This is a genomic window from Leifsonia sp. NPDC058292, from assembly GCF_042880955.1.
Classification (GTDB): Bacteria; Actinomycetota; Actinomycetes; order Actinomycetales; family Microbacteriaceae; genus Leifsonia.
Genome location: NZ_JBHVYL010000048.1, coordinates 1 through 21,561, shown reverse-complemented (window position 1 = coordinate 21,561; position 21,561 = coordinate 1). Strand labels below are relative to the sequence as shown.

At 68.3% G+C, this 21,561-nt stretch carries 17 protein-coding genes and 1 pseudogene; 5 read left to right on the top strand and 13 right to left on the bottom strand.

Features of this window, described 5'->3' with window-relative positions; translation table 11 throughout:
- Positions 1–53: 53 nt before the first annotated feature.
- The 5 genes and pseudogenes from holA to pabB form a co-directional block, all read right to left on the bottom strand.
- The gene (gene holA, locus ACFVWR_RS17480) at positions 54–1,091 is read right to left on the bottom strand and encodes a DNA polymerase III subunit delta (RefSeq protein WP_387215100.1); all 1,038 of its coding nucleotides are present in this window, start codon (positions 1,089–1,091) and stop codon (positions 54–56) included.
- 644 nt (positions 1,092–1,735) lie between these two features.
- Positions 1,736–2,905 (bottom strand): annotated as a pseudogene (locus ACFVWR_RS17475) (ComEC/Rec2 family competence protein); the annotation flags it as partial.
- Between the two features lie 719 nt (positions 2,906–3,624).
- Positions 3,625–4,395, bottom strand: coding sequence for a ComEA family DNA-binding protein (locus ACFVWR_RS17470; RefSeq protein ID WP_387215097.1), 771 nt, complete (start codon positions 4,393–4,395; stop codon positions 3,625–3,627).
- A gap of 134 nt (positions 4,396–4,529) precedes the next feature.
- Positions 4,530–7,118, bottom strand: a complete 2,589-nt coding sequence (gene leuS / locus ACFVWR_RS17465; RefSeq protein WP_387215094.1) for a leucine--tRNA ligase — start codon at positions 7,116–7,118, stop codon at positions 4,530–4,532.
- Between the two features lie 96 nt (positions 7,119–7,214).
- A complete protein-coding gene (pabB, locus tag ACFVWR_RS17460) occupies positions 7,215–8,660 on the bottom strand; it encodes an aminodeoxychorismate synthase component I (protein WP_387215091.1) in 1,446 nt (481 codons plus the stop codon).
- Between the two features lie 18 nt (positions 8,661–8,678).
- On the opposite strand from pabB, the gene ACFVWR_RS17455 reads away from it, so the two are divergent.
- Positions 8,679–9,461, top strand: a complete 783-nt coding sequence (locus tag ACFVWR_RS17455) for an aminotransferase class IV (RefSeq protein ID WP_387215088.1) — start codon at positions 8,679–8,681, stop codon at positions 9,459–9,461.
- Positions 9,462–9,498: 37 nt separating this feature from the next.
- Here ACFVWR_RS17455 and cydC read toward each other — a convergent pair whose 3' ends face one another.
- From cydC to ACFVWR_RS17435, 4 genes are read right to left on the bottom strand one after another with little or no spacing between them, the layout of a single operon-like run.
- Entirely contained in the window at positions 9,499–11,178 is a 1,680-nt protein-coding gene (gene cydC / locus ACFVWR_RS17450) for a thiol reductant ABC exporter subunit CydC (protein ID WP_387215085.1), read from the bottom strand.
- Positions 11,168–12,826, bottom strand: a complete 1,659-nt coding sequence (gene cydD, locus ACFVWR_RS17445) for a thiol reductant ABC exporter subunit CydD (protein WP_387215082.1) — start codon at positions 12,824–12,826, stop codon at positions 11,168–11,170. The genes cydC and cydD overlap by 11 nt, the downstream gene beginning before the upstream one ends.
- A gap of 3 nt (positions 12,827–12,829) precedes the next feature.
- Positions 12,830–13,849, bottom strand: a complete 1,020-nt coding sequence (gene cydB, locus ACFVWR_RS17440; protein WP_387215079.1) for a cytochrome d ubiquinol oxidase subunit II — start codon at positions 13,847–13,849, stop codon at positions 12,830–12,832.
- A 9-nt stretch (positions 13,850–13,858) separates the two neighbouring features.
- On the bottom strand, positions 13,859–15,271 hold the full coding sequence (locus ACFVWR_RS17435; protein ID WP_387215076.1) for a cytochrome ubiquinol oxidase subunit I: 1,413 nt from the start codon (positions 15,269–15,271) through the stop codon (positions 13,859–13,861).
- Positions 15,272–15,364: 93 nt separating this feature from the next.
- Here ACFVWR_RS17435 and ACFVWR_RS17430 point away from each other — a divergent pair, with 93 nt between their 5' ends.
- The 4 genes from ACFVWR_RS17430 to ACFVWR_RS17415 are packed head-to-tail and all read left to right on the top strand — an operon-like array spanning position 15,365 to position 18,056.
- Complete coding sequence (locus ACFVWR_RS17430; protein WP_387215073.1) at positions 15,365–15,733, top strand: BlaI/MecI/CopY family transcriptional regulator; 369 nt, start codon at positions 15,365–15,367, stop codon at positions 15,731–15,733.
- Positions 15,734–15,740: 7 nt separating this feature from the next.
- Positions 15,741–16,685 carry a M56 family metallopeptidase gene (locus ACFVWR_RS17425; RefSeq protein WP_387215070.1) on the top strand — a complete coding sequence of 315 codons (945 nt, stop codon included), beginning with the start codon at positions 15,741–15,743 and terminating at the stop codon, positions 16,683–16,685.
- 55 nt (positions 16,686–16,740) lie between these two features.
- Positions 16,741–17,346 (top strand): TetR/AcrR family transcriptional regulator, encoded by a 606-nt coding sequence (locus ACFVWR_RS17420; RefSeq protein ID WP_387215067.1) that lies wholly within the window; start codon positions 16,741–16,743, stop codon positions 17,344–17,346.
- Positions 17,343–18,056 (top strand): DedA family protein, encoded by a 714-nt coding sequence (locus ACFVWR_RS17415; protein ID WP_387215064.1) that lies wholly within the window; start codon positions 17,343–17,345, stop codon positions 18,054–18,056. Before ACFVWR_RS17420 ends, ACFVWR_RS17415 begins: the two co-directional genes overlap by 4 nt.
- A gap of 7 nt (positions 18,057–18,063) precedes the next feature.
- Here ACFVWR_RS17415 and ACFVWR_RS17410 read toward each other — a convergent pair whose 3' ends face one another.
- The 4 genes from ACFVWR_RS17410 to ACFVWR_RS17395 are packed head-to-tail and all read right to left on the bottom strand — an operon-like array spanning position 18,064 to position 21,336.
- Positions 18,064–18,993 carry an ABC transporter substrate-binding protein gene (locus tag ACFVWR_RS17410; protein ID WP_387215061.1) on the bottom strand — a complete coding sequence of 310 codons (930 nt, stop codon included), beginning with the start codon at positions 18,991–18,993 and terminating at the stop codon, positions 18,064–18,066.
- A gap of 44 nt (positions 18,994–19,037) precedes the next feature.
- Positions 19,038–19,772 (bottom strand): ABC transporter permease, encoded by a 735-nt coding sequence (locus ACFVWR_RS17405; RefSeq protein ID WP_387215058.1) that lies wholly within the window; start codon positions 19,770–19,772, stop codon positions 19,038–19,040.
- Positions 19,769–20,458: an ABC transporter permease gene (locus ACFVWR_RS17400; protein ID WP_387215055.1), complete on the bottom strand. Its 690-nt coding sequence runs from the start codon at positions 20,456–20,458 to the stop codon at positions 19,769–19,771. The genes ACFVWR_RS17405 and ACFVWR_RS17400 overlap by 4 nt, the downstream gene beginning before the upstream one ends.
- Entirely contained in the window at positions 20,455–21,336 is an 882-nt protein-coding gene (locus ACFVWR_RS17395; RefSeq protein WP_387215052.1) for an ABC transporter ATP-binding protein, read from the bottom strand. Before ACFVWR_RS17395 ends, ACFVWR_RS17400 begins: the two co-directional genes overlap by 4 nt.
- Positions 21,337–21,561: the final 225 nt, after the last annotated feature.

Genomic DNA, 21,561 nt, shown 5'->3' with positions numbered 1-21,561 from the left:
CCGCGTAGCGAAGAGCCCCCGTCGTTTCGACGGGGGCTCTTCGCGTTGTGCGCTCAGCCGCGCCCGCGGGCGCTGACGATGCGAATCATCCGTTCGAGGGCGAAGACCGGGTCGCGGCCGCCGCCTTTCACGTTGGCGTCGGTCTCGGCGAGCACTTCTATGCACCGCCCGAGACCCTCTTCCGTCCACCCTTGCAGATCGCGACGAGCTCTGTCGACCTGCCAGGGCGCGAGCCCGAACTGCTGAGCGAGCTGACCCGACCCGCCACGGGCGCCGGACAACTTCGCCATCGTTCTGATCTTGCTGGCGAACGCGGCGACCATCGGCACCGGGTCTGCCCCGGAGGCGAGTGCGTGACGCATCGTGACCAGCGCATCACCGTGGCGACCGGCGATCGCGGCGTCCGCGACCTGGAAGGCGTTCGTCTCGACGCGACCGCCGTAGTACTTGTCGACCGTCGCCTCCGTGATCTCGGCTGCGGTGTCGGAGATGAGTTGCTGGCAGGCGCCCGCGAGTTCTGCCAGGTCGTCGGCGAAAGCCGATGTGACCGCGCGCAACGCGCCGGCCGTGATCTTCTTGCCCGCCGCCTTGAACTCCGCCGCCGCGAAATCGTATTTGTCGGAGTCACGCTTGAGCTCGGTGCAGATCACCTCGATTCCGCCACCTTGCCCCGCGCGGATGGCGTCGAGAAGCTTCTTGCCCCGCACGCCCCCGGCGTGACGCAGCACGACGACCGTTCCGTCGGCCGTCGACCTCAGGTAGTCGAGCATCTCGGCGAGGAAGACGTCGTTGCACTTCTCGACCGCGTCGACCCTGATCAGTCGCGGCTCCCCGAACAGGGAGGGGCTCGCGAGCGTGAGCAACTCCCCCGGCGCGTAGTCGTTCGCCGCGAGATCGCTGATCTCCAGACTCGGGTCTTCCCCCTTGAGGCTCTCGCGCAGGATGCGGATCGAGCGATCAGCCAGGAACCCTTCTGTGCCCGACACCAGCACCACCGGCGCCGATCTGATCTGGTTCCAGGCGAGCTGCGGGATGGTGGCCGCCGCGCGCTCTGTGCCCGCACCGGCCTTACTGCTGGTTCTTGCCGCCACTTTCCTCCTCGGTCTGATCCAGCATACGGGCGACCTCCGTCATCCCCGGAACCGGCCTCGTCCGTCGAGTTTGCACCGGTCGAGGATCGTTCGCTCCAGACGCCGACCGCTCCGGCGTGCGTGCCCGGCGAGAGCACGACGAGGCCCTGCCGGTCGGTGCGCTCGACCGCCGTTCCGCTGCGCCCGAGCATCGTCAGGGCACTCGCCGTGGGGTGCCCGTACCCGTTGTCCGCGCCGACCGACACGACACCGACCGCGGCGTGAAGCCGCGCGTAAAGCCGTTCGCTCTGATCGGCGGAGCCGTGGTGCGCGACCTTCACCACATCGACGGGTGCGACGCCGCCCTGGGCCAACAGCGCGTCTTGCGCGTCTTCTCCCAGATCGCCCAGAAAGATCGAACGCAGCCCTTTTCCGTTGAACTCGACGACGACGCTTCCTTCGTTCCCGGTTGGTCCCGACTGGCCGGGGTCGGCCGCCGGTGGCCAGAGGATGCGCCAGCCGAGTGCACCGAGCGCTCCGGTCGTCCCGGCCCGGCCTAGAGTGATCGGTATCCCGGCCGCCCGCAACGCTGTCAGTGTCGCCTCATCCGCATCCCGCGATGTCTCCCCGACGATGACCCGCTCGGCAAGGCCGCTCACAGCGGCCACGCCGCCGACGTGGTCTGCGTCGTAGTGGGTCAGCACGAGCAGGTCGATGCGGTCGACTCCGAGCCGCTGGAGGCAGGCGGTGACCCGTTCGGCATAGCGTCCCGTGTCGATCATCGCGACCTTGTCGCCGTCGCGCACGAGCAGCGCGTCTCCCTGCCCCACATCGCACGCCGCGATCTGCCAGTCGTCCGGGATCGCGAGCGAGCGCCCGACGGTGCCTCCGCCGAGACTCCCGACATAGGCGCCGGCTCCGGCGATGAGGCAGGCGGTCGTCGCGGCAACGGCGAGACCCCGTCTGCGCTCCGCCGATCCGGTGACGCGGCGTCGGCGCCCAGCCGAGACGGCGACGACGAAGATCCCGACCACGGCAGCGGCGAACAGCGCCACGCCAACGGGGCCGTGCGGCCAGGGCAACGCGCTCGACGGCAGACCGCTCGCCCAGCGGGCGATCGCCGCGATCCACGAGGAGGGGAGCCACGCCAGCCACACGAGCGCCTGGCCCACCACCGGGGCGATCGGAAGCAGCAGGCACGCGGCCAGCCCCAGCGCCGTGGCGATGGGAGCCGCCGGATCTGCGAGAAGGTTCGCCGGGACCCCGTAGAGCGGAAGGCTCGGTGCGAGCATCAGGAGCACGGGCTGACAGGCCAGTTGAGCGGCAGACGGGATCGCGATGAGAAGAGCGAGGCTCCGGGGCAGCCAGCGCGCGAGCACACGGGCCAACGGCTTCGCAAGCACCAGAAGGCCGGCGGTGGCGAGAACCGAGAGCGCGAACCCATAATCCCGCGCCTGCCACGGATCGTGGAGCAGGAGAGCGAGCACGGCGATTGCGAGCACCGGGACACCGCCGGCAGGGCGCCCTCGCGCCACGGCGATGAGCACCACCACGGCCATCGCCGCCGCCCTCACGACACTCGCGCCGGGGGTGACGAGCACGACGAACCCGAGGAGGGCGACGAGCGCCACGACGACTCTCGTGCGTCGCCCGAGCCCGGCAGCGGCGCAGCCGACGAAGACGAGTCCGGTCACCAGGGCACAGTTGGCTCCGGAAACGGCAGTGAGGTGGCTCAGCGCGCTCGCCTTCATCGCCTCGTCGAGCTCCTGCCCGACGCGGGTGACGTCGCCGATGGACAACCCGGGAAGGAGGGCTCCGCCGTCTCCCGGCGTCATCGCCGCCGCGGCCGACAGGCCTGCTCGCAGCGGCGCCGTCCAAGCGAGCCACGGCGGAGGCTCGGCCGCGAGCCGCAGATCGTCGCCGGCCATCACGAGATACGGGGTCGACGACCCCGGTTCGGCGGCCCGCACTCCCCCGGTCAGCTCGACCGTCGAACCGAACGTGACCGCACGCGCGCGGGCCGCCGACAGCGACACGATCACGGTGACCGGGGCATCCAGTCTCTGCCGCTCGTCGCCGGCACCGCTCGCCGTGGCGGTGCCCCGCCACATCCAGCGCTCACCGCCCCCGAAGCCCGACGCGATCTCCTGCGGTGCGGAGTCGGTGCGCACGCTCAGCCGCATCCGCTCGCCGCTCTGTGTCGCGGACTCCAGGTCGGCCGGCGTGCGCCGCCCCAGGTCGGCGCTGACGACCGTCAATGCCAGTGCGACTCCCACCAGCGACAGGATTCCCACCGTCCAGCCGGCACGCATCATCCGACCCGGCCCGCCCGTCGACGGCGGCCGGCGACGCGATGTCCGCCGTTGTCCTCCGGTCACAGCCCGTCGCCTCGACCGTCGACGAAGCGCCACGAGCGCGACGAGCGCCGCGGTCGTGCTCGCAGCAAGCAGCCAGGCGCCGAGCGCCAGGCCGGCCGCCACCTCGGGCACACCAACGACCAGCGCACAACTCAGCCAGGTCACCGCTGCGGGGATCGCGAGACGGAGGTCGACCATCACACCGTGATCCGGTCTTTGAATCCGTCGAAGATCTTCTGCCCGATTCCGCTGACTTTCATGAGGTCTGCGACGCTGGCGAACCGGCCGTTCGCCGCGCGCCAGTCGAGGATGCGTGTCGCAAGCGCCGGGCCGATGCCTTGGAGGGACTCCAGCTGCTCCTGGGTCGCCGTGTTCAGGTTCACGACCGCCCCCTCGCCGCCCGGCGGAGCGCCGCCCGGCGGAGCTCCGCCCGCCGCTGCCGCGGGCGGTGCGATGACCTCGCCCACCCGCGGCACGACGAGCTGCTCCCCGTCTGTGATCGCGCGGGCCAGGTTGATGCCTGCGGGCTCGGCGTCGTCGGTGAGGCCGCCCGCCGCGGCCACGGCATCGACTACGCGCGCGCCTGCCCCCAACGAGACGAGCCCCGGCTTCTTCACCGCTCCGAGAACGTGCACGAGAAGCCCGCCGGCAGGCTCGGGCGACGTCTCCGCGCCGGACGGCGCGAACGGCGACGCCGACGCGCTCGCACCGGACGCCGCGATCTCTGTCGACGCTCCGCCGCTCCCGAGTGCGCTGATGACGATCGCCACAGCCATCGCCGCGATCAGAATGACCACGCCCGCTCCGATGCCCACCCGCACCCGCGTGGAACGAGGGGCTATGACGTCGTCGAGGCCGTCAGCGTTGTCGAGATCCTCCCGCTGGAGGGGCACGCCGGCTCCCGCGGCCCCACTCGTGACCGGCTCTCCGTCCGCCCGCTCGGCCTCGTCTCCCGCTCGGTGTCGCATCCCCCAACGCTAGGAAAGTCGCGCCACGGGCGACGCGGCACGAGACTCATCCGTGGAAAGACCGGCGGCGGTCCTCCCTGTGGAGAACCGCCGCCGGTCGTCGCGCAGCGGGCCGAGTGCCCGCACGCGTCAGACTAAGCCTTGGGCCGCGTCGCGATGTTGACGAGCCGGGGCGCGCGAACGATCACGTTGACGATCTCACGATCGGCGATCGAGCGCTTCACCGCCTCCGAGGAACGCCCGAGCTTCTCGAGGTCTTCCGACGAGATCTTCGGTGAGACCTCCAGGCGATCGCGTACCTTGCCGTCGACCTGCACGACGGCCGTCACCGACTCCTCGATCAACAGCGTCGGGTCGGCCTTGCGCCACTGCGCCAGCGCGACCGACGGCTCGTAGCCGAGCATCGACCACATCTCCTCCGCCACATACGGGGCGAAGAGGTTGAGGGCCATGGCCGTGACCTCTGCGGCTTCGCGCACAGCGGGATCGGCTGCGCCGGCACCGGTGTCGATCGTCTTGCGGGTCGCGTTCACCAGCTCCATCAGGCGGGCGACCACCACGTTGAACTTGAACGCTTCGACGAGTCCGGGCGCATCTGCCAGGAATCGGTGGGTGACGCGGCGCAGCGCCGGGTCGCCGTTCTTCCACAGCACATCCGGGGTGCTCGACACGTCGTTGGCCACGCGCCAGGCACGGGCCAGGAACTTCGCGCTGCCCGCCGGCGACACATCCGCCCAGTCGATGTCGTCTTCCGGCGGTCCGGCGAACGACATGGTGAGGCGAACCGCGTCGACACCGTGCTCGTCCAGCTGCTCGGACAGTTTGACGATGTTTCCGCGCGATTTGCTCATGGCGGAGCCCTCCATCAGCACCATCCCCTGATTGAGCAGCGCGGTGAACGGCTCGGTGAAGCTCAGGTAGCCCAGGTCGAACAGCACCTTGGTGATGAAGCGCGAGTAGAGCAGGTGCAGGATGGCGTGGGTCACGCCACCGACGTACTGGTCGACGGGAGCCCACTTCTCAGCCTGCGCCGGGTCGAAAGCCTGCGTGTCGTCGCCGACGGACAGGAAGCGCAGGAAGTACCAGGAGCTGTCGACGAAGGTGTCCATCGTGTCGGTGTCGCGCTTGGCCGCGCCACCGCACGACGGGCAGGCCACGTTCACCCAGTCGGAGGCGGCACCCAGCGGGCTGGTTCCCTTGGGCTGCAGATCGAGGCCTTCGGCCGGTGGCAGCAGCACCGGCAGGTCGGCCTCGGGCACCGGCACCTCGCCGCACTTCTCGCAGTGGATGATCGGGATGGGCGTTCCCCAGTAGCGCTGGCGCGAGATCAGCCAGTCGCGCAACCGGAAGTTCTTCGCGGGCGCACCCAGGCCACCACCCTGCAGCGCCTCGGTGACCCGACGGATGGCGTTCGACTTGCTCAGTCCGTCGAACGGCCCCGAGTTGATCAAGCGCCCTTCGCCGTTCAAAGCGATGCCGGTCTCGGAGGGGTTCTGCAACGGCAGCTCGTCGGGCAGGATCGGCTCGCCGGTCTCCGGGTCGGTGTGGATCACCGGGATGGCGCCCGTCACCGGCTGGTTCGTGTCGACGACGACGCGCACGGGCAGGTCGAACGCCCGGGCGAAGTCGAGGTCGCGCTGGTCGTGTGCGGGAACGGCCATGATCGCGCCCGTACCGTAGTCGCTGAGCACGTAGTCGGCGGCCCAGATCGGCAGCTTCTCGCCGGTCAGCGGGTTGATGGCGTGCCGCTCCAGGAAGACGCCGGTCTTCTCGCGCTCGCTGCTCAGGCGGTCCATCTCGGTGGTACCGCGCACCGTCTCCAGGTACTCGTCGAACCGCGCCTTCACTTCCGGCCGTGCGTCCGCGACCAGGTCGGCGGCCAGGTCGGAGTCGGGAGCGACCACCATGAACGTCACGCCGTAGAGGGTGTCGGGACGGGTCGTGTACACCGTCACGGGCTCATCCCGGCCCTCGATCACGAAATTGACGTCTGCGCCGGTCGAACGGCCGATCCAGTTGCGCTGCATGCTGATGACCTTGGAAGGCCAGGCGCCCTCCAGCTGGTTCAGATCGTCGAGCAGCCGGTCACCGTAGTCGGTGATACGGAAGTACCACTGCGTCAGCTTCTTCTTGGTGACCAGGTTGTCGCAGCGCTCGCAGCGTCCGTTGACCACCTGCTCGTTCGCCAGGACGGTCTGGTCGAAGGGGCACCAGTTCACCGAGCTCGCCTTGCGGTAGGCCAGGCCCTTCTCGTAGAGCTTCAGGAACAGCCACTGGTTCCAGCGGTAGTAGTCGGGGCTGCTCGTCTGCAGCACGCGATCCCAGTCGAAACTGGGCGCGTAGCGGCGCATGCTGGCCTTCTGCTGGGCGATGTTGTCGTTCGTCCAGCCGTTCGGGTCGAGCCCGCGCTTGATCGCCGCGTTCTCCGCCGGCAGGCCGAAGGAGTCCCACCCGATCGGGTGCAGCACGTTGAAGCCCTGCTGGCGCCAGTAGCGCGCGATCACGTCACCCAGGGCATACGCCTCCGCGTGCCCCATGTGCAGGTCGCCGGACGGGTACGGGAACATGTCGAGCACGTATTTACGAGGTCGCTTATCGGCCGGGTCGCTCGTCGCGAAGGGCTTCAGCTCTTCCCAGATCGGCAGCCACTTGCTCTGGATGGCGGCGAAGTCGTACTGCGCGCCGTCGACCGGCGCGCTCGCGGGATCGTGCTCTCGTGTCACGGGACTCTCATTCGTTGTGATCCGCCCGGCCGATCGTCGCCGGGTGCAAAGACGGGGGAAAGCGCTCGTTTCGAACACATTTCGTCTCCAACAGTACTAAACGTTCGAGCGGCCCGATCCGTTCCCGTCGGCGCTCAGTCCGGCCGCCGCGAGCAGCGCCGCCGCTTTGACCGCGACCTCCTCCACCTCTTCCTCCGGAACGCTGGACGCCGTGATCCCGCCACCGGCTCCGATGCTCAGCCGGCCGGGCTTCACCACCACGCTCCGGATGACCATCGCGAGGTCGGCCGCACCATCGAGGCCGAAGTATCCGAAGCATCCCGCGTACACGCCGCGCGGCCCTGCTTCGAGCCGATTGAGGATGCGCATCGCACTCAGTTTCGGCGCTCCCGTCATCGAGCCGGCCGGAAAGCACGCGGCCACGGCATCGAGGGCGCCGAGCCCGGCCAGCAGCCTGCCTTCGACCGTGCTGACCAGCTGGTGCACCTGTGGGTAGCTCTCGACGGCCAGCAGGTGGTTCACCTCCACCGAGCCCACCTCGCACACCCGCCCCAGATCGTTGCGCATGAGGTCGACGATCATGACGTTCTCGGCGCGTTCCTTCTCGCTCGCCTCGAGTTCGGCGCGCAAGTCCAGATCGCGCGTCAGGGTGGCTCCGCGCGGACGCGTGCCCTTGATCGGCTTCGTCTGAACCCGTCCCTCCGCGGTGACGGCGAGAAACCGCTCGGGCGAGGAGCTGACGAGTGCGGTGTCGCCGATCCGCACGAACCCGGCATGGTGCGCCGGGCTCGCCGCGCGCAGTCTCAGGTGGACGGCCAGCGCATCCCTGTCGACCGAAGCGCTCGCTTCGTCGGTCAGGCACAGCTGATAGGCATCGCCGCGCTTGATGGACTCCTGGCACTCCGCGATCAGGCCGAGGTACTCGTCGGGGCCGTGCCTCCAGTGCGCGGGGGCCGGATGCTCGAACGGACCCGCGTGAGCGCTCCGGTGGCGTTCGGCGGCTCCGGATGCGGTCGACAGCCCGGCGCGCACCTCCGCCGCCCACGCCTCGAGGTCGGTGTCGACGGCGTCGCCCTCGCAGCCGTCGCCCGCGATGAGCTCGACAGTGCGACGCTCGTGGTCGAAGACGAGCGCGCGGGAGACGAACAGCATCGACGCGTCCCGGGTCTCGGCCTGTTCGATCGGAACGTTCCACTCGGCAGCGCCGCTCTCGTAGCCGAGCCAGCCGACCCAGCCCAGCGCGAACGACGGCTCGGGATGCAACGGGGCCAGCCGTGGCCGCTCAGCGAGGTCCGCTCGCAGGAAGTCGAGCATCGTGCCGCCGACGATGCGCTTGCCGTGGGGCGTCTCGACGCGCACCTGCGCGTCGAGCACCGACGACGTCGCGACGACGTCTCCGGTGGCGAGATAGCTGCGCCCGGCAACGGCATCCGCGCCGGAGTCCAGCCACACGGCCGCCGGCGCGTCGGCGAACAGAGCGACGAAGGCATCGGCCGGGTCGAGCCAGCCGTCGACCGGGAACCTGCGGAGTCGGGCAGCCACCTGCATTAGCCTAGGCGAATGAACGCGAGCAGCACCCTCTTCGTCTGGCAGGAGGGCGCACTCGCCACTGTGGAGACCTGCGAGGTCGCCGAAACGACTCTGGAGGCGGCCGATTCCTTCCTCGTCGCCGGCGGTTCGGCGCTGGCCGTCCGCCTGCACCGGTCCCGGTTCCGTGAGGCGGCGTTCGAACGCGGCTGGCGGGAGCGTGAGGGATTCGACGCCTTCTGGGACGCGTCGATCGCGCTGATTCCGCGAGACGGCGACTGGTTTCCCCGGTTCGAGCTGGTGACCTCCCGCGACTCGCCGCGGCTGCGTTTCCGCTTGCGCAGCGCTCCTGAACTCTCCGATTCGGTCGTGCTCGCGACGGCGAAGGGCGACCCGCGCACGGTGCCGCATCTGAAGGGACCCGACCTGCCCGCGATGAGCCGGCTCCGTCAGGAGGCGCAGAAGACCGGCGCGGGCGAAGCCGTCATCCTCGATGGCGGTCACGTCACCGACGGCGCGTCGACGGCGCTGCTCTGGTGGCGCGGCGGCGAACTCTTCACCCCTCCGCTCAACCTCCCGCGGGTCGACAGTGTGGCCGCCCGCACCGTGCGAGGCGTCGCCGCGGCACTCGGCGTTCCCGTCGACGAGGAGGAGGTGTCTCCGTCGCAACTGGAGGGCACCGTGGTGTGGGCGGTCAACGCGCTGCACGGCATCCGTGCCGTGCCTGCCTGGGTGAACGGGCCACGACTCGAGCAGGATGCGGCGCGCACAGCCGCCTGGCGCGCTCGCCTCGCGGCGCTCGCCCGGCCGCTCTGAACCGCGGCCCCTGTCCGCTCGCCCGGCCTCTTCAGCCTCAGCCCGCCAGGCGACCGTCTTCCAGCACGACTCGTCGCGTGATCAGGTCGTCGGCGACGGGCGTGTGCGAGATCAGCAGAACCGTGCGGCCGTCTTCGGCCGCGGTCGACAGGATGTCCCGCACCACCCGGTCGGCGACCTCGGCGTCGACGTTGGCCGTCGGCTCGTCGACGACGAGCACCGGGAACCCGGCCAGGACCGCTCGCGCCAACGCGATCCGCTGCGCCTGACCGCCGGAGACGAGGCTCCCGCGCTCACCCACTCGGGCGTCCAGGCCTCCACGCTCCCCCACCCACTCCGACAGCCCGACCCGAGCGAGAACCGCAAGCAGGTCGTCGTCGCTCGCGGACGGCCGCGCGAACAGCAGGTTCTGCCGCACATCCGAGTCGAACAGGTACGGCTGTTGCTCGCAGAGTCCGATCACGCGGCGAACGTCGTCTTGCGCGAGCTCGTTCGCCTCAGTGCCTCCGATCGTGAACTCTCCCTCGTAGTCGATGAACCGGGTGAGCACGTGCGCCAGGGCGGTCTTGCCCGATCCCGTCGGGCCCGCGAGCAGAACCCGTTCCCCCGGTGAGAGTCGCAGGTCGACTCCCGTCAGCACCTCGGAGCCCGCGCCGGGCCAGCGGGCGTTCACGGAACGAAGCTCCACCGCGGGCACACCTTCGAGGGAGAGTTCGCTGAGCCGTTCGCGATCGACGGGGATTCCCGCCGGCGGCCGAGTCGGGGCTGCGGCGGCGAGACGGGTCGCACTGGCGACGACCTGCCGGCGTGCGCCGAGCGCGAGGGGCACCATCCCGAACACCTCGAAGACCGCGAGGGGCAGCAGGGCGAGCACCGCGAGGGACGGCGCGTCCAGGCGTCCCGCAGTCAGCGCGGGGATGCCCGCGAGCAGCGCGAGTGTCGTCGCACCGCCCGCGAGCACGGAGACGACCGCTGCGGTGAGCCCTGCGCCGATCGCTCGCGAGCGCACAGCGGACGTCAGTCGTTCACTCGCCTCCGCCACCCGTCGCTGCGCCCGCGGGAGGGCATCGAACGCGGTGAGCACGTCGAGATTCGTCGTGAGGTCGAGGATGGCGTCGTTCAGTCGCGCGCGCAGGGGCGCTATCCCGCGCTCGGCACGGCCGGACACCCTGCTGTTGATCAGGCTCCCCAGCCCGAACGCCAGCACGAGCGAGACGAGCAGCGCGACTCCGGCCTCCGGCAGGACGAGGAAGGTCGCCACGACGCTGACCGCCGCGACGAGCCCCGAGGTGACCAAGGGCTGCACGACGCGGAGGGAGTGGTTCTGCAGCTCGTCGACGTCGTCGGCGAGACCCGAGAGAAGGTCGCCGCGTCTCGTGTCGCCGAGACCGTCAGGGGCGAGCGGAACAAGCCTCGTGAACAGCTCGGACCGGATCACCGCCAGCTGCCGGAACGCGGCGTCATGTCCGGCCAAGCGCTCCAGGTAGCGGAAGAAGGCACGACCCAGGGCGAACGCTCGAACACCGACGACGGCCAGGGAGATGTACATCAGCGCCGGCTGCTCGGAGGCCCTCGTGATCAGCCACGCGGAGCAGGCGAGAAGTGCGACGGCGCTGCCGGCGCTCAGCGCCCCGAGAGCGATGGCGCCCCAGAGACGCCGGGCGGGCGGCAGCGCGAGCCGCAGGATGCGACGCACCTCAGCGGGTTCAGCCGACACGGGACAGCACCTCCCAGGTCAGGACGTCGTCAGCGGCGGCGACGACCGCCGGCCGATGACTGATCACCAGCACGGAGACGCCCTCAGCCGACACCGCTCGCAGCGAGGAGATCACCTGCGCCTCCGTCGTGCCGTCGAGAGCGGACGTCGGCTCGTCGAGCAGAAGCACACCGCACCCGCATGATCGCAACCGATACAGCGCTCGCGCCAGCGACACCCGTTGTGCCTGGCCGCCAGAGAGGCCCGTCCCGCCGACGCCGAGAACCAGCTCGGGCGCAATCTCCGACGCGGCGGCCTCCCGCAGCGCCCTCTCGACGAGCTCGGCATCCGGCAGCTCGTCACCCAGCGCTACATTGGTCGCGACCGTTCCCGCGATCAGGCCGGGCTCCTGTCCCGCCCAGGCGATGGCGGCACGACGCGTCTGCCCCTCGTGCGCATGCCCCGCGCCGATCCGGCCGCTGAACGGCACGAATCCCAGCGCGGCCGCGGCGAGGCTGGACTTGCCGGCGCCGCTCGGCGCGCTGAGCGCCGTGAACCGTCCGGGATGCGCCTCGGCGCTGAACCCGTCGACGACCACCCGGTCGCCGTACCGGATGGTCACGTCATCGAACACCAGGCCGGAAGCCGTTGCCGAGCCGTCCGTCCCCGCCGTTCCGTGCAGCGATGTGGACGACGCGGGCTCGGCCGGCAGCGCACGCGCGTCGTCGAGAATGGCGAAAGCGCTCTGCGAAGCCTCGATCCCTTCCGTCGCGGCGTGATAGCTAGCGCCGACGTTGCGAAGCGGCAGGAACGCCTCCGGCGCCAGCAGCAGCACGAAGAGCCCGACCGAGAGGTCGAGCTGGCCGTTCAGCAGCCGGAGGCCGATGGCCACGGCCACGAGCGCCACCGAGAGACTTGCCGCGAGTTCCAGCACGAAGCCCGACAGGAACGACATCCGCAGCACCCGCATCGTGTGCGATCGATAGTCTGCGCTCACCTGACGGATGTGCGCGGACTGCCGATGCTGGCGTCCGAACAGTTTGAGCGTCGACAAGCCGTCGACGACGTCGAGGAAGCCCCGCGAGAGCGTCGAGAGTGCTGACCATTGCCGCGCCTGGGCGGCCTGGGTCGCCCAGCCGACCAGCACCATGAAGAGCGGGATGAGCGGCAGTGTGATGAGCACGATGATGCCGCTCGTCGGGTCTTGCCAGAAGATCGTGACGAGCAGCACCGGTGTGGCGATGGCGGTCAGGATGAGCTGCGGCAGGTATTTCGTGAAGTACCCGTCCAGCGCGTCGAGCCCTCGGCCGATCGTGAGTGTCACATCCGCTGTGCTGCGGGTGCTGAGCCACGAAGGGCCGAGCCGTCCGATGGCGCCGGTCAGGGCATCCCGCAACTGGCCGATGACCGTCGCGCCCCCTCGTGCCGCGTTCGCCTCCGACGACCACGAGACCGCGCCCCGAACGAGGATCACGACGACGAGCGTCGCGAACGGGCCGCTCAGGGCCGCGACCCCGTCACCGGCCAGCGCGCGGACGATGAGCTGCGTCACCGACCACGAGAAGGCGATGACGGATGCGGTCTGCAGCACCGCGAGGACGCCGCCGACGGCGAGCGTCGACCGCGCCGCCGAGGCGTAACGGAGAAGTCGGGGGTCGAGGGGGCGCATCGGTCAGGCGGCGACGGGCGCCGGCTCGTCTTCCGGGATGCTCGCTCGGGTCACGCGCTTGCGGAAGATCCAGTAGGTCCAGCCCTGATAGAGCAGGATCAGCGGCAGGAAGATCGCCGCCACCCAGGTCATCACCGTGAGCGTCGTCTCCGTGCTCGAGGCGTTCGCGATGGTCAGGCTGTTCTCCGGGTTGGGCGAAGAGGGCATGACGTTCGGGAACAGCGCCGCGAACAGCGACACCACGGCCAGCGCGATCGTGATCGCCATGAACGCGAACGACCGTCCCTCCTTTCCGCGCAGGTTCGCGACCCACGAGGCGATCAACGCCACGGCGGCGAGCGTCGCGAGGGTCACGAAGACGATCGAGAAGTTCGCGATCGCCGTCCACAGCAGGAAGGTGGCCGCGACCACGATCGCGAGTGCTCCGGACTTCACGGCGAGTTCGCGCGCCCGCTCGCGGATGGGACCGTCGGTCTTCAACGACACGAAGACGACACCGTGGGTGAAGAACAGCAGAAGGGTCGTCAAGCCGCCGAGCAGCCCGTAGACGTTGAGCAGATCGAACAGTGTCCCGGTGTAGTTGTGGTCAGCATCCAAGGCGACACCCTGCACGATGTTCGCGAAGGCGACACCCCAGAGGAAGGCGGGAAGGGCGGAGCCCACGATGATCATGCCGTCGAACCACTTCTTCCACTGCGAGTCGGGGCGCTGGTGCCGGTACTCGAACGACACACCGCGCACGATCAGCGCGAGCAGGATCAGGAGCAGCGCCAGGTAGAACCCGCTGAAAAGCGTCGCGTACCACTCGGGAAAAGCCGCGAACAAGGCGGCCCCACCGACGATGACCCAGGTCTCGTTGAGGTCCCAGACCGGGCCGATGGTGTTGATCATCACGCGACGATCAACCTCGTCCCTGCCCAGGAAGGGAAGCGCCATGCCGACGCCGAAGTCGAAGCCATCGAGCACGAAGTAGCCCACGAAAAAGAAAGCGACGATGCCGAACCAGAGAAGTGCGAGATCCATCGGAGCCTCCTAATAGACCGTCGTCTGGGGAACGTGGTTGCCCTCGTCGTCGACATGTTCTTCGATCGGGGCCGGTCCCTTCTGCGCGGCGCGTTTGATGAGAGAGAATTCGACGACCGCGAGGGCGCCGTAGACGGCGGTGAACGCGATCAGGGAGATCAGGATGGTGAGCCCGGTGACCTCGGGAGAGACACCGTCGGCGGTCTTCATGAGACTGAAGACGATCCACGGCTGCCGGCCCATCTCGGTGAATATCCAGCCGACCGTCATCGCCAGCAGCGAGAGCGGGAACGACCAGATCGCGATCTTCCACACCCAAGCGCGCTTCGGCGAACGACCCTTGCGGGTGATCCACAGGCCGACGATGGCGACGAAGACGTGCAGCATCCCGAGGCCGATCATCCAGCGGAAGGCCCAGTAGGTCACCCAGATGATCGGGGTGTAGTCGCCCGGGCCGTAGATCTGCACGTAGTGCGCCTGCAGATCGTTGATGCCCTCCACCGTTCCATCGAGCGTGTGGGTCGAGAGGAACGACAGAAGATACGGGATGCGGATGGAGAACAATTCGTGCACGCCGTCCGGTGTGCCGAGGGTGAAGATCGAGAACGACGCATCCGCCCCGGTCGAAGTCGTGTAGAGGGCCTCGGCCGCCGCCATCTTCATCGGCTGCGTCTGCACCATGGCGAGACCCAGCTGGTCGCCGCTCAGCACGGTGAGGCCGCCGGCGATCACCATCGACCACAGGCCGAACTTGAGGGCGGGGCGCATCGTGTCGAGGTTCTGCTGCCGCGAGAGGTGCCACGCGGCCACCGTGATGATGAGGCCGGCCGACACCATGAAGCAGGCGAAGATCGTGTGCGGGAACGCTGCGAGAGCGACCTTGTTGGTCAGCACCGCCCAGATGTCCGTCAGTTCTGCGCGCCCACGGTCCACGTTGAGCTTGTAGCCCACCGGGTTCTGCATGAACGCATTGGCGGCGATGATGAAGTAGGCCGAGAGGATGCTGCCCACCGCGACGATCCAGATCGTCGCGAGGTGCAGGCCTCTCGGCAACTTGTCCCATCCGAAGATCCACAGGCCGATGAACGTCGCTTCAAGGAAGAAGGCGAGCAGGCCTTCCAGGGCGAGCGGTGCGCCGAAGACGTCGCCGACGAAGCGGGAGTAGTTGGACCAGTTCATCCCGAACTGGAACTCCTGCACGATGCCCGTGACCACGCCCATCGCGAAGTTGATGAGGAACAGTTTGCCCAAGAAGTGGGTGAGCTGCAGGTAGTGCACCTTGCCGGTGCGATACCAGGCCGTCTGGAAGATCGCCACGGCCGTCACCGTGCCGATCGTGATCGGCACGAAGAGGAAGTGGTAGATCGTCGTCAACCCGAATTGCCACCTTGAGAGAAGCAGCGGGTCCAGCCATTCGTTCACAGCAGTCTCACCAATCGTCAGTTCTACGCTCTGTAGAACCTCTCTTCTACGAAGTGTAGAACATTCTCAGCAATCTCGCGTACCCTGAGGAATGTGGCGAATCTCGGAGACCTGGAACGAGCGGTGATGAACGCTCTGTGGAGCGTCGACACGCCCACCTCCGCCAACGACCTGCGCGACAAGCTCACCGCGAGCCGGGGTGACGGCACGGCTCCGGCGATCACGACGGTGCTCACCGTGCTCTCCCGGCTCGAGCACAAGGGGTTCGTCCAGCGCGAGCGCGGTGCCCGTCCGCATCTCTACAGCGCCGCCCTGTCGCGCGAGAGCCACGTCGCCGAGCTGATGCACGAGGTGCTCGAGAGCTCGACCGATCGCAGCGCGGCGCTCGCACATTTCGTCGGGTCCGTCGACGAGTCCGAGGCGGAGACGCTGCGCCGCCTACTCGCGGCTCGCACGCAGTAGCCCTGTCGTGACGACGGTCAGCGAGCTCGCGCTCGCGCTGGCAGCGATCGCCATCGCCCTCGCGTGGCCCGTGCCGTTGCTGCTCGCCCGCGCGAAGTGGCCGTCGGCCGCTCCTGTTCTCGCACTGGCCCTCTGGCAGTCGATCGCTCTGGCCGGTGGCATCTCGATGATCGGGTCACTGCTCCTGTTCGGACTCCAACCGTTCGGGGACGACCTGTGGAGCCGAGTCGTCGCCGCAGCGGGCGACGTGTTCAGCGGGCCGCTGCCACCGACGGCGACACTCCTCACTGCGTTTGCACTGAGCGCGGCCGTGCTGCTCACCATCCATCTGCTGCTCAACCTCGCGCTCACCTCGGTGCGAAGCCGGCGCCAGCGCCACCGCCACCGCGAGCTGCTCGGGCTCCTCAGCTCCCCCATGCCCGACGTGCCGCGAACGCGCGTCATCGACCACCCGGCTCCCGCCGCCTATTGCCTGCCGGGCGCCCGCAGCGTGACCGTGCTGTCCGAGGGGATGATCGAGCTCCTCACGCCCGAGCAACTGGAGTCGGTCATCGCGCACGAGCGCGCGCACCTCAAACAGAAGCACCATCTGCTCCTGGATGCGTTTCGATCGTGGAAGCGCGCGCTCCCCTGGTTCCCCATCGCGACCAGAGCGCAGGACGCGGTGGCTCTGCTCGTCGAGATGCTCGCCGACGACACGGCCCGGCGCCAAGCGAGCGACAGGGTGCTCGCCGACGCGATCGAACTCGTCGACTCCACGGGATCCTCCGGGGCGGTGCTCGGCGCGCCGCAGGATCAGCGCACTCCGGAGCAGCGCCGCACCGCGATCAGCGCCCGCATCGACCGCCTGACCGGCCCTCGTCGCACTGTCGGCTGGCCCCTTCGGTCTCTCGTGATCGTGCTGTCGGCAGCCCTCGTCGTCGCGCCTCCCACTCTCGTGCTCGTCAGCTGACGCGTTCGGTACCTGCGCGGCCGCTGCCCAGGCGCCCCCCACTAGCATTTCAACCATGCAGAAGAAGGGCTCGTACGCCAAAGGGATAGCGAAGCGGGAGGAGATCCTGACGACCGCGCTCGATGTGTTCGCCGCGAAAGGATATCGCCGCGCGTCACTCCGTGAGATCGCCGAGTCCGTCGGTCTCAGCCAGGCCGGTCTGCTGCACCACTTCTCTTCCAAAGAAGAGCTCTTCGCCGAGGTGCTCCGCAAACGAGACGAGGTCGACGTCAGCGCGGCCGACTCATCCCGGTCACAGGCCGAGGCCGACACCGATGCGTTCGGCGTGCTGGTCGACGTGGTGCGCCACAACGCAGAGGTTCCCGGCCTCGTTCAGTTGTACGCGACGATCTCGGCCGAGGCGGCCGACGACGATCATCCAGGTCACGACTACTTCGTTCAGCGCTATCGCACGTTCATCGCGCAGCTCGAGGAGCAGGTGCGCAGCGAACAGGCAGCGGGGCGCATCGACCCCGAACTCGACCCGCGCCAGATCGCCCGGCTCGGCATCGCTGTAGCCGACGGGATGCAGGTGCAGTGGATGCTCGACAGCGAGGCCGACATGGCGCAGACCGTCGAATACTTCTGGTCGGTCGTGAAGCTGATCGGCGCGCGCGCATGAACGACGCGCTCACCTGGATTCTCGACCTGGTGCAGAGCGTCGACCCCGTGCTGCGCACCGCTATCGCGGGCGTCGGCATTCTGTTCGAGACGTCCATCCTGATCGGGCTCATCGTGCCAGGCGACACGATCGTGCTCGTGGCGAGCACGGCCGTCGACGGCACCGCTGAATACTGGTGGCTGGTCGCCGTCGTGATCGCGGGTTCCCTTGCGGGCGAGAGCATCGGTTTCGCGCTCGGACGCTTCTTCGGCCCCAAGATCCGTGCCAGCAGGCTCGGCCGACGGATCGGCACAGACAACTGGAGCAAGGCCGAGGCGTACCTGCAAAAGCGGGGCGGCATCGCCGTCTTCCTCTCGCGATTCCTCCCGGTGCTGCACTCGCTCATCCCGCTCACCGTCGGAATGAGCCGTATGCGCTATCGCACCTTCATCGTCTGGACGGCGCCGGCCTGCGTGATCTGGGCGTTCGCCTACGTGTCGGTCGGCTCGCTCGCAGCAGGAAGCTATCGCGAGCTCTCGCGGGAACTGCACTGGGCCGGATACGTCTTCGTCGGGGTCATCGCGCTGTTCATCATCGCGGCGTTCATCGTCAAGAAGGTGCTGCACACGCGCGAAGCGAAGCACATGGACGCCGTCGAAACGGAAGACGCCGCAGCTCACGCGAAAGCGGCGGCCCGGTCACCCGAGCCGCCGCTCCACGACGAGGTCTAGACCGCGTCTACTTCTTGATGTCGTGCTTCGACAGCCACTCCTTGGCCAGCACGTCGGGCTGCGTCTTGCTGGAGCCCTGGTTCTCGCCGTTCAGCTCGATGAGATCTTCTGTGGTGAGTTCCTTGGAGACCTTGTCGAGCACGCTCTTCACCGTGTCCGACGCCTTCTTGGAGTTGATCAGCGGCACGACGTTCTGCGCTGCGATCAGGTTCTTCGGGTCCTTGAGGGTCACGAAGCCGTTGTCCTTGATGGCGGGAGTGGTGGTGTAGATGTCGGCGAGTTGCACGTCACCGTTCTTCAGCGCGGCGACCGTGAGCGGGCCACCGCTGTCGCTGATGGGCTTGAGCGTCGCGGTCACGCCGTAGGCGCTCTTGAGGCCGGGGATGCCGTACGGGCGCTCGGCGAACTCGGGGTTGGCGCCGACCGTCAGCGGGTCGGTGACCTTCTTGAGGTCGTCGAGACTCGTGACACCCCACTTCTCGGAGAACTCCTTGGTGACGTTGTAGGAGTCCGCGTCTTGCGCCTCCGACTGGTCGAGCACTTCGAATCCGCTCGGCAGCGCGTCGTTCAGACCGGCGATGACGTCTTCGGATGACGTCGCGGTGCTGTTCTTGTCGTAGAACTGCAGCAGGTTGCCGCTGTACTCGGGAATCAGGTCGATGGAGCCGTCTTTGAGCGCGGCGAGGTAGACGTCGCGCTGACCGATGCTGAGCTTCTTGGTGACCTTGACACCGTTGGCCTCGAGCGCCTGGGCGTAGATCTCAGCGAGGATCTCGTTCTCGCCGAACGCGGCCGACCCGACCGTGATCGTGTCGGGGGACGACGAGGACGTGTTGCCCCCGAGCGCTCCGCCGCCGGATGAGCACGCGCTGAGCGCGATGAGCGCTCCTGCCGCGACCACGCCGGCCGCGATGCGGCCTCTCTTGGATGCGAACATGTTCTTCTCTTTCTTTCGATGGTGCTGGGTGTGTGCTGCGGTGGTCAGGTGAGTTCTGGGGACAGCTCCTCGGTGGAGCGGTTGACTTCTTTCGTGCGGACGTCGGTGACCTTGCCGGCCGTGACCCCACGGGGCACGACCAGGCGCTGGATGAGCGCGAAGATGCCGTCGGCGATGAGCGCGAGGGCGACGACCAGGATCGAGCCGGCGAGCATCTCGTCATAGCGACGCACGGCGAGGCCGTCGATGAGATAACGCCCCAGCCCGCCGACCGGCAGGATGGCGGCCACTGTCCAGGTCGCGATCACCTGAAGGGCCGCGGAGCGCAGGCCGCCGATGACGAGCGGCAACGACAGCGGAAGCTCGACCTTGGTGAGAATCTGCAGCTCGGTCATCCCCATTGCGCGTGCGGCGTCGACCGTTCGCTTGTCGACCGACTCGACGCCCGAGTACGCGCCCGCGAGCAGCGGCGGGATGGCGAGGATGGTGAGGGCGATCAGCGGCGGGATGATCGAGAGGTTGAGGGTCGCGACCGCGAGATACACGAGCAGGCCGAGGGTCGGAATGGCGCGGAGGGCTCCCGAGAGTCCGATCGCCAGACCGCGGAACCTGCCCGTGTGACCGATCGCCAGGCCGACAGGAATGGCGATGATCCCGGCGATGAACAGCGTGAGCAGCGAGTATCCGATGTGTTCGCTGAGTCGATTGGGGATGCCGTCGGGCCCCGACCAGTGTGCAGGGTCGCCGAGCCAGGCGAAAGCGGCGAGGACGTCGATCACGGCCCGGTCACCGCCTTCAGTGCGGCACGGCGCTCCGAGCGCGTGCTGCGCCTGTCCGCCTTCGTCCACGGCATGAGCAGACGCCCGAGCAGCACGAGCACCGTGTCGAACACCAGCGCGACGATGACGATCGCCACGATGCCGATGATGACCTCATCGTTGAAGTAGCGGTTGAGCCCGTCGGTGAACAGGTTGCCGAGCGTGGTCACGCCGATCAGGGAGCCGATGCTCAGGAGGCTCACCGTGCTCACCGAGACGACGCGCAGGCCCGCTAGCAGCACCGGACCGGCGAGCGGCAGCTCGACCTTCCAGAAACGCTGCCACGAGGAGAACCCCATCGCCGTCGCGGACTGCAGCACGTCTCCCGAGAGGGAGCCGAGCGCATCCGCTGCCGTTCGCACCATGAGCGCGAGCGCGTAGATGCTGAGCGCGACGACCACGTTGAGCGGGTCGAGGATCTTCGTGCCGATGAGCGCGGGCATCGCCACGAACAGCGGCAGCGACGGGATGGCGTAGAGGATGCCCACCACCGACAGCACGACGCCGCGGCTCGCGTGATAGCGATTCGCGAGCCAGCCGATCGGCAGCGCGAGAACGAACCCGATGATGATCGGGGGGACGCTCAGCGCCACGTGGGCGACTGTGAGGTTCCAGACGAGGCCGAAATTCGACCACAGCCAGCTCACAGCGCTTCCTCACCCTGCGCCGAAGCACCCACGACCGGAACGGTCATGGCCCCTGCTGCTGGAGAGCCGCCGGTCAGCACACCGGCCGGACGCCCTTCGCTGTCGACCAGCACGTCGCCGGCGGTCGTCTTCTCGATGTGCAGTGCACGCTTTCCCCGGTCGGCGCCGATGAACGACGCGACGAAGTCGTCGGCCGGGTTCGCGAGGATCTCGGTCGGCGTGCCCTTCTGCGCGACGATCCCACCCTTGCGGAAGATGACGACCTGCTCGCCCAGCCGGAACGCCTCGTCGATGTCGTGCGTGACGAACACCACCGTCTTGTCGAGCTCGCGCTGCAGATGCAGCAACTCGTTCTGAAGCTCATCGCGCACGATCGGGTCGACCGCGCCGAACGGCTCGTCCATCAGCAGGATGTTCGGGTCGACGGCGAGACCGCGGGCCACGCCGACGCGCTGCTGCTGGCCGCCCGACAACTGGCTCGGATACTTGTCGGCCATGGAACGTTCGAGGCCCACGGTGTCCATCAGCTCGAGGGCCCTGGCCCGGGCATCCTGCTTCTTCACGCCTCGGAGCAGGGGGACCGTCGCGATGTTGTCGACGACCTTGCGGTGCGGGAGCAGCCCCGAGTTCTGCATCACGTACCCGATACTGCGACGAAGGGCGACCGGCTTCAACGTCATCACGTTCTCGCCGTCGATCTCGACGGCTCCGCTGGTGGGATCGACCATGCGGTTGATCATGCGCAGAATCGTGGTCTTGCCGCTGCCCGACGATCCCACGAGCACGGTGATCGTGCGGGACGGGATGGTCAGAGAGAAGTCTTGGACCGCAACCGTGCCGTCGGGGAACTGCTTCGTCACCGAGCGGAACTCGATCATATGTGCGGCTCATTCCTCGAATCGGATGTCGGATCAACACAGGCCTGTTCGACAACCCAAACACGGTTTGGCTCGCTTGGCAAAGTATTGAGACGATTTGTGGCGTCGTGCCGGAGCGTCGGCCGGTCAGGTCGGCGCTCTTCCTGTCACGCCAACCTGCCAGCCCCCACCGACATTCCCATATTGTTCGTCGCCCGCACGATCACGGATTGCCCCAACGAGAAG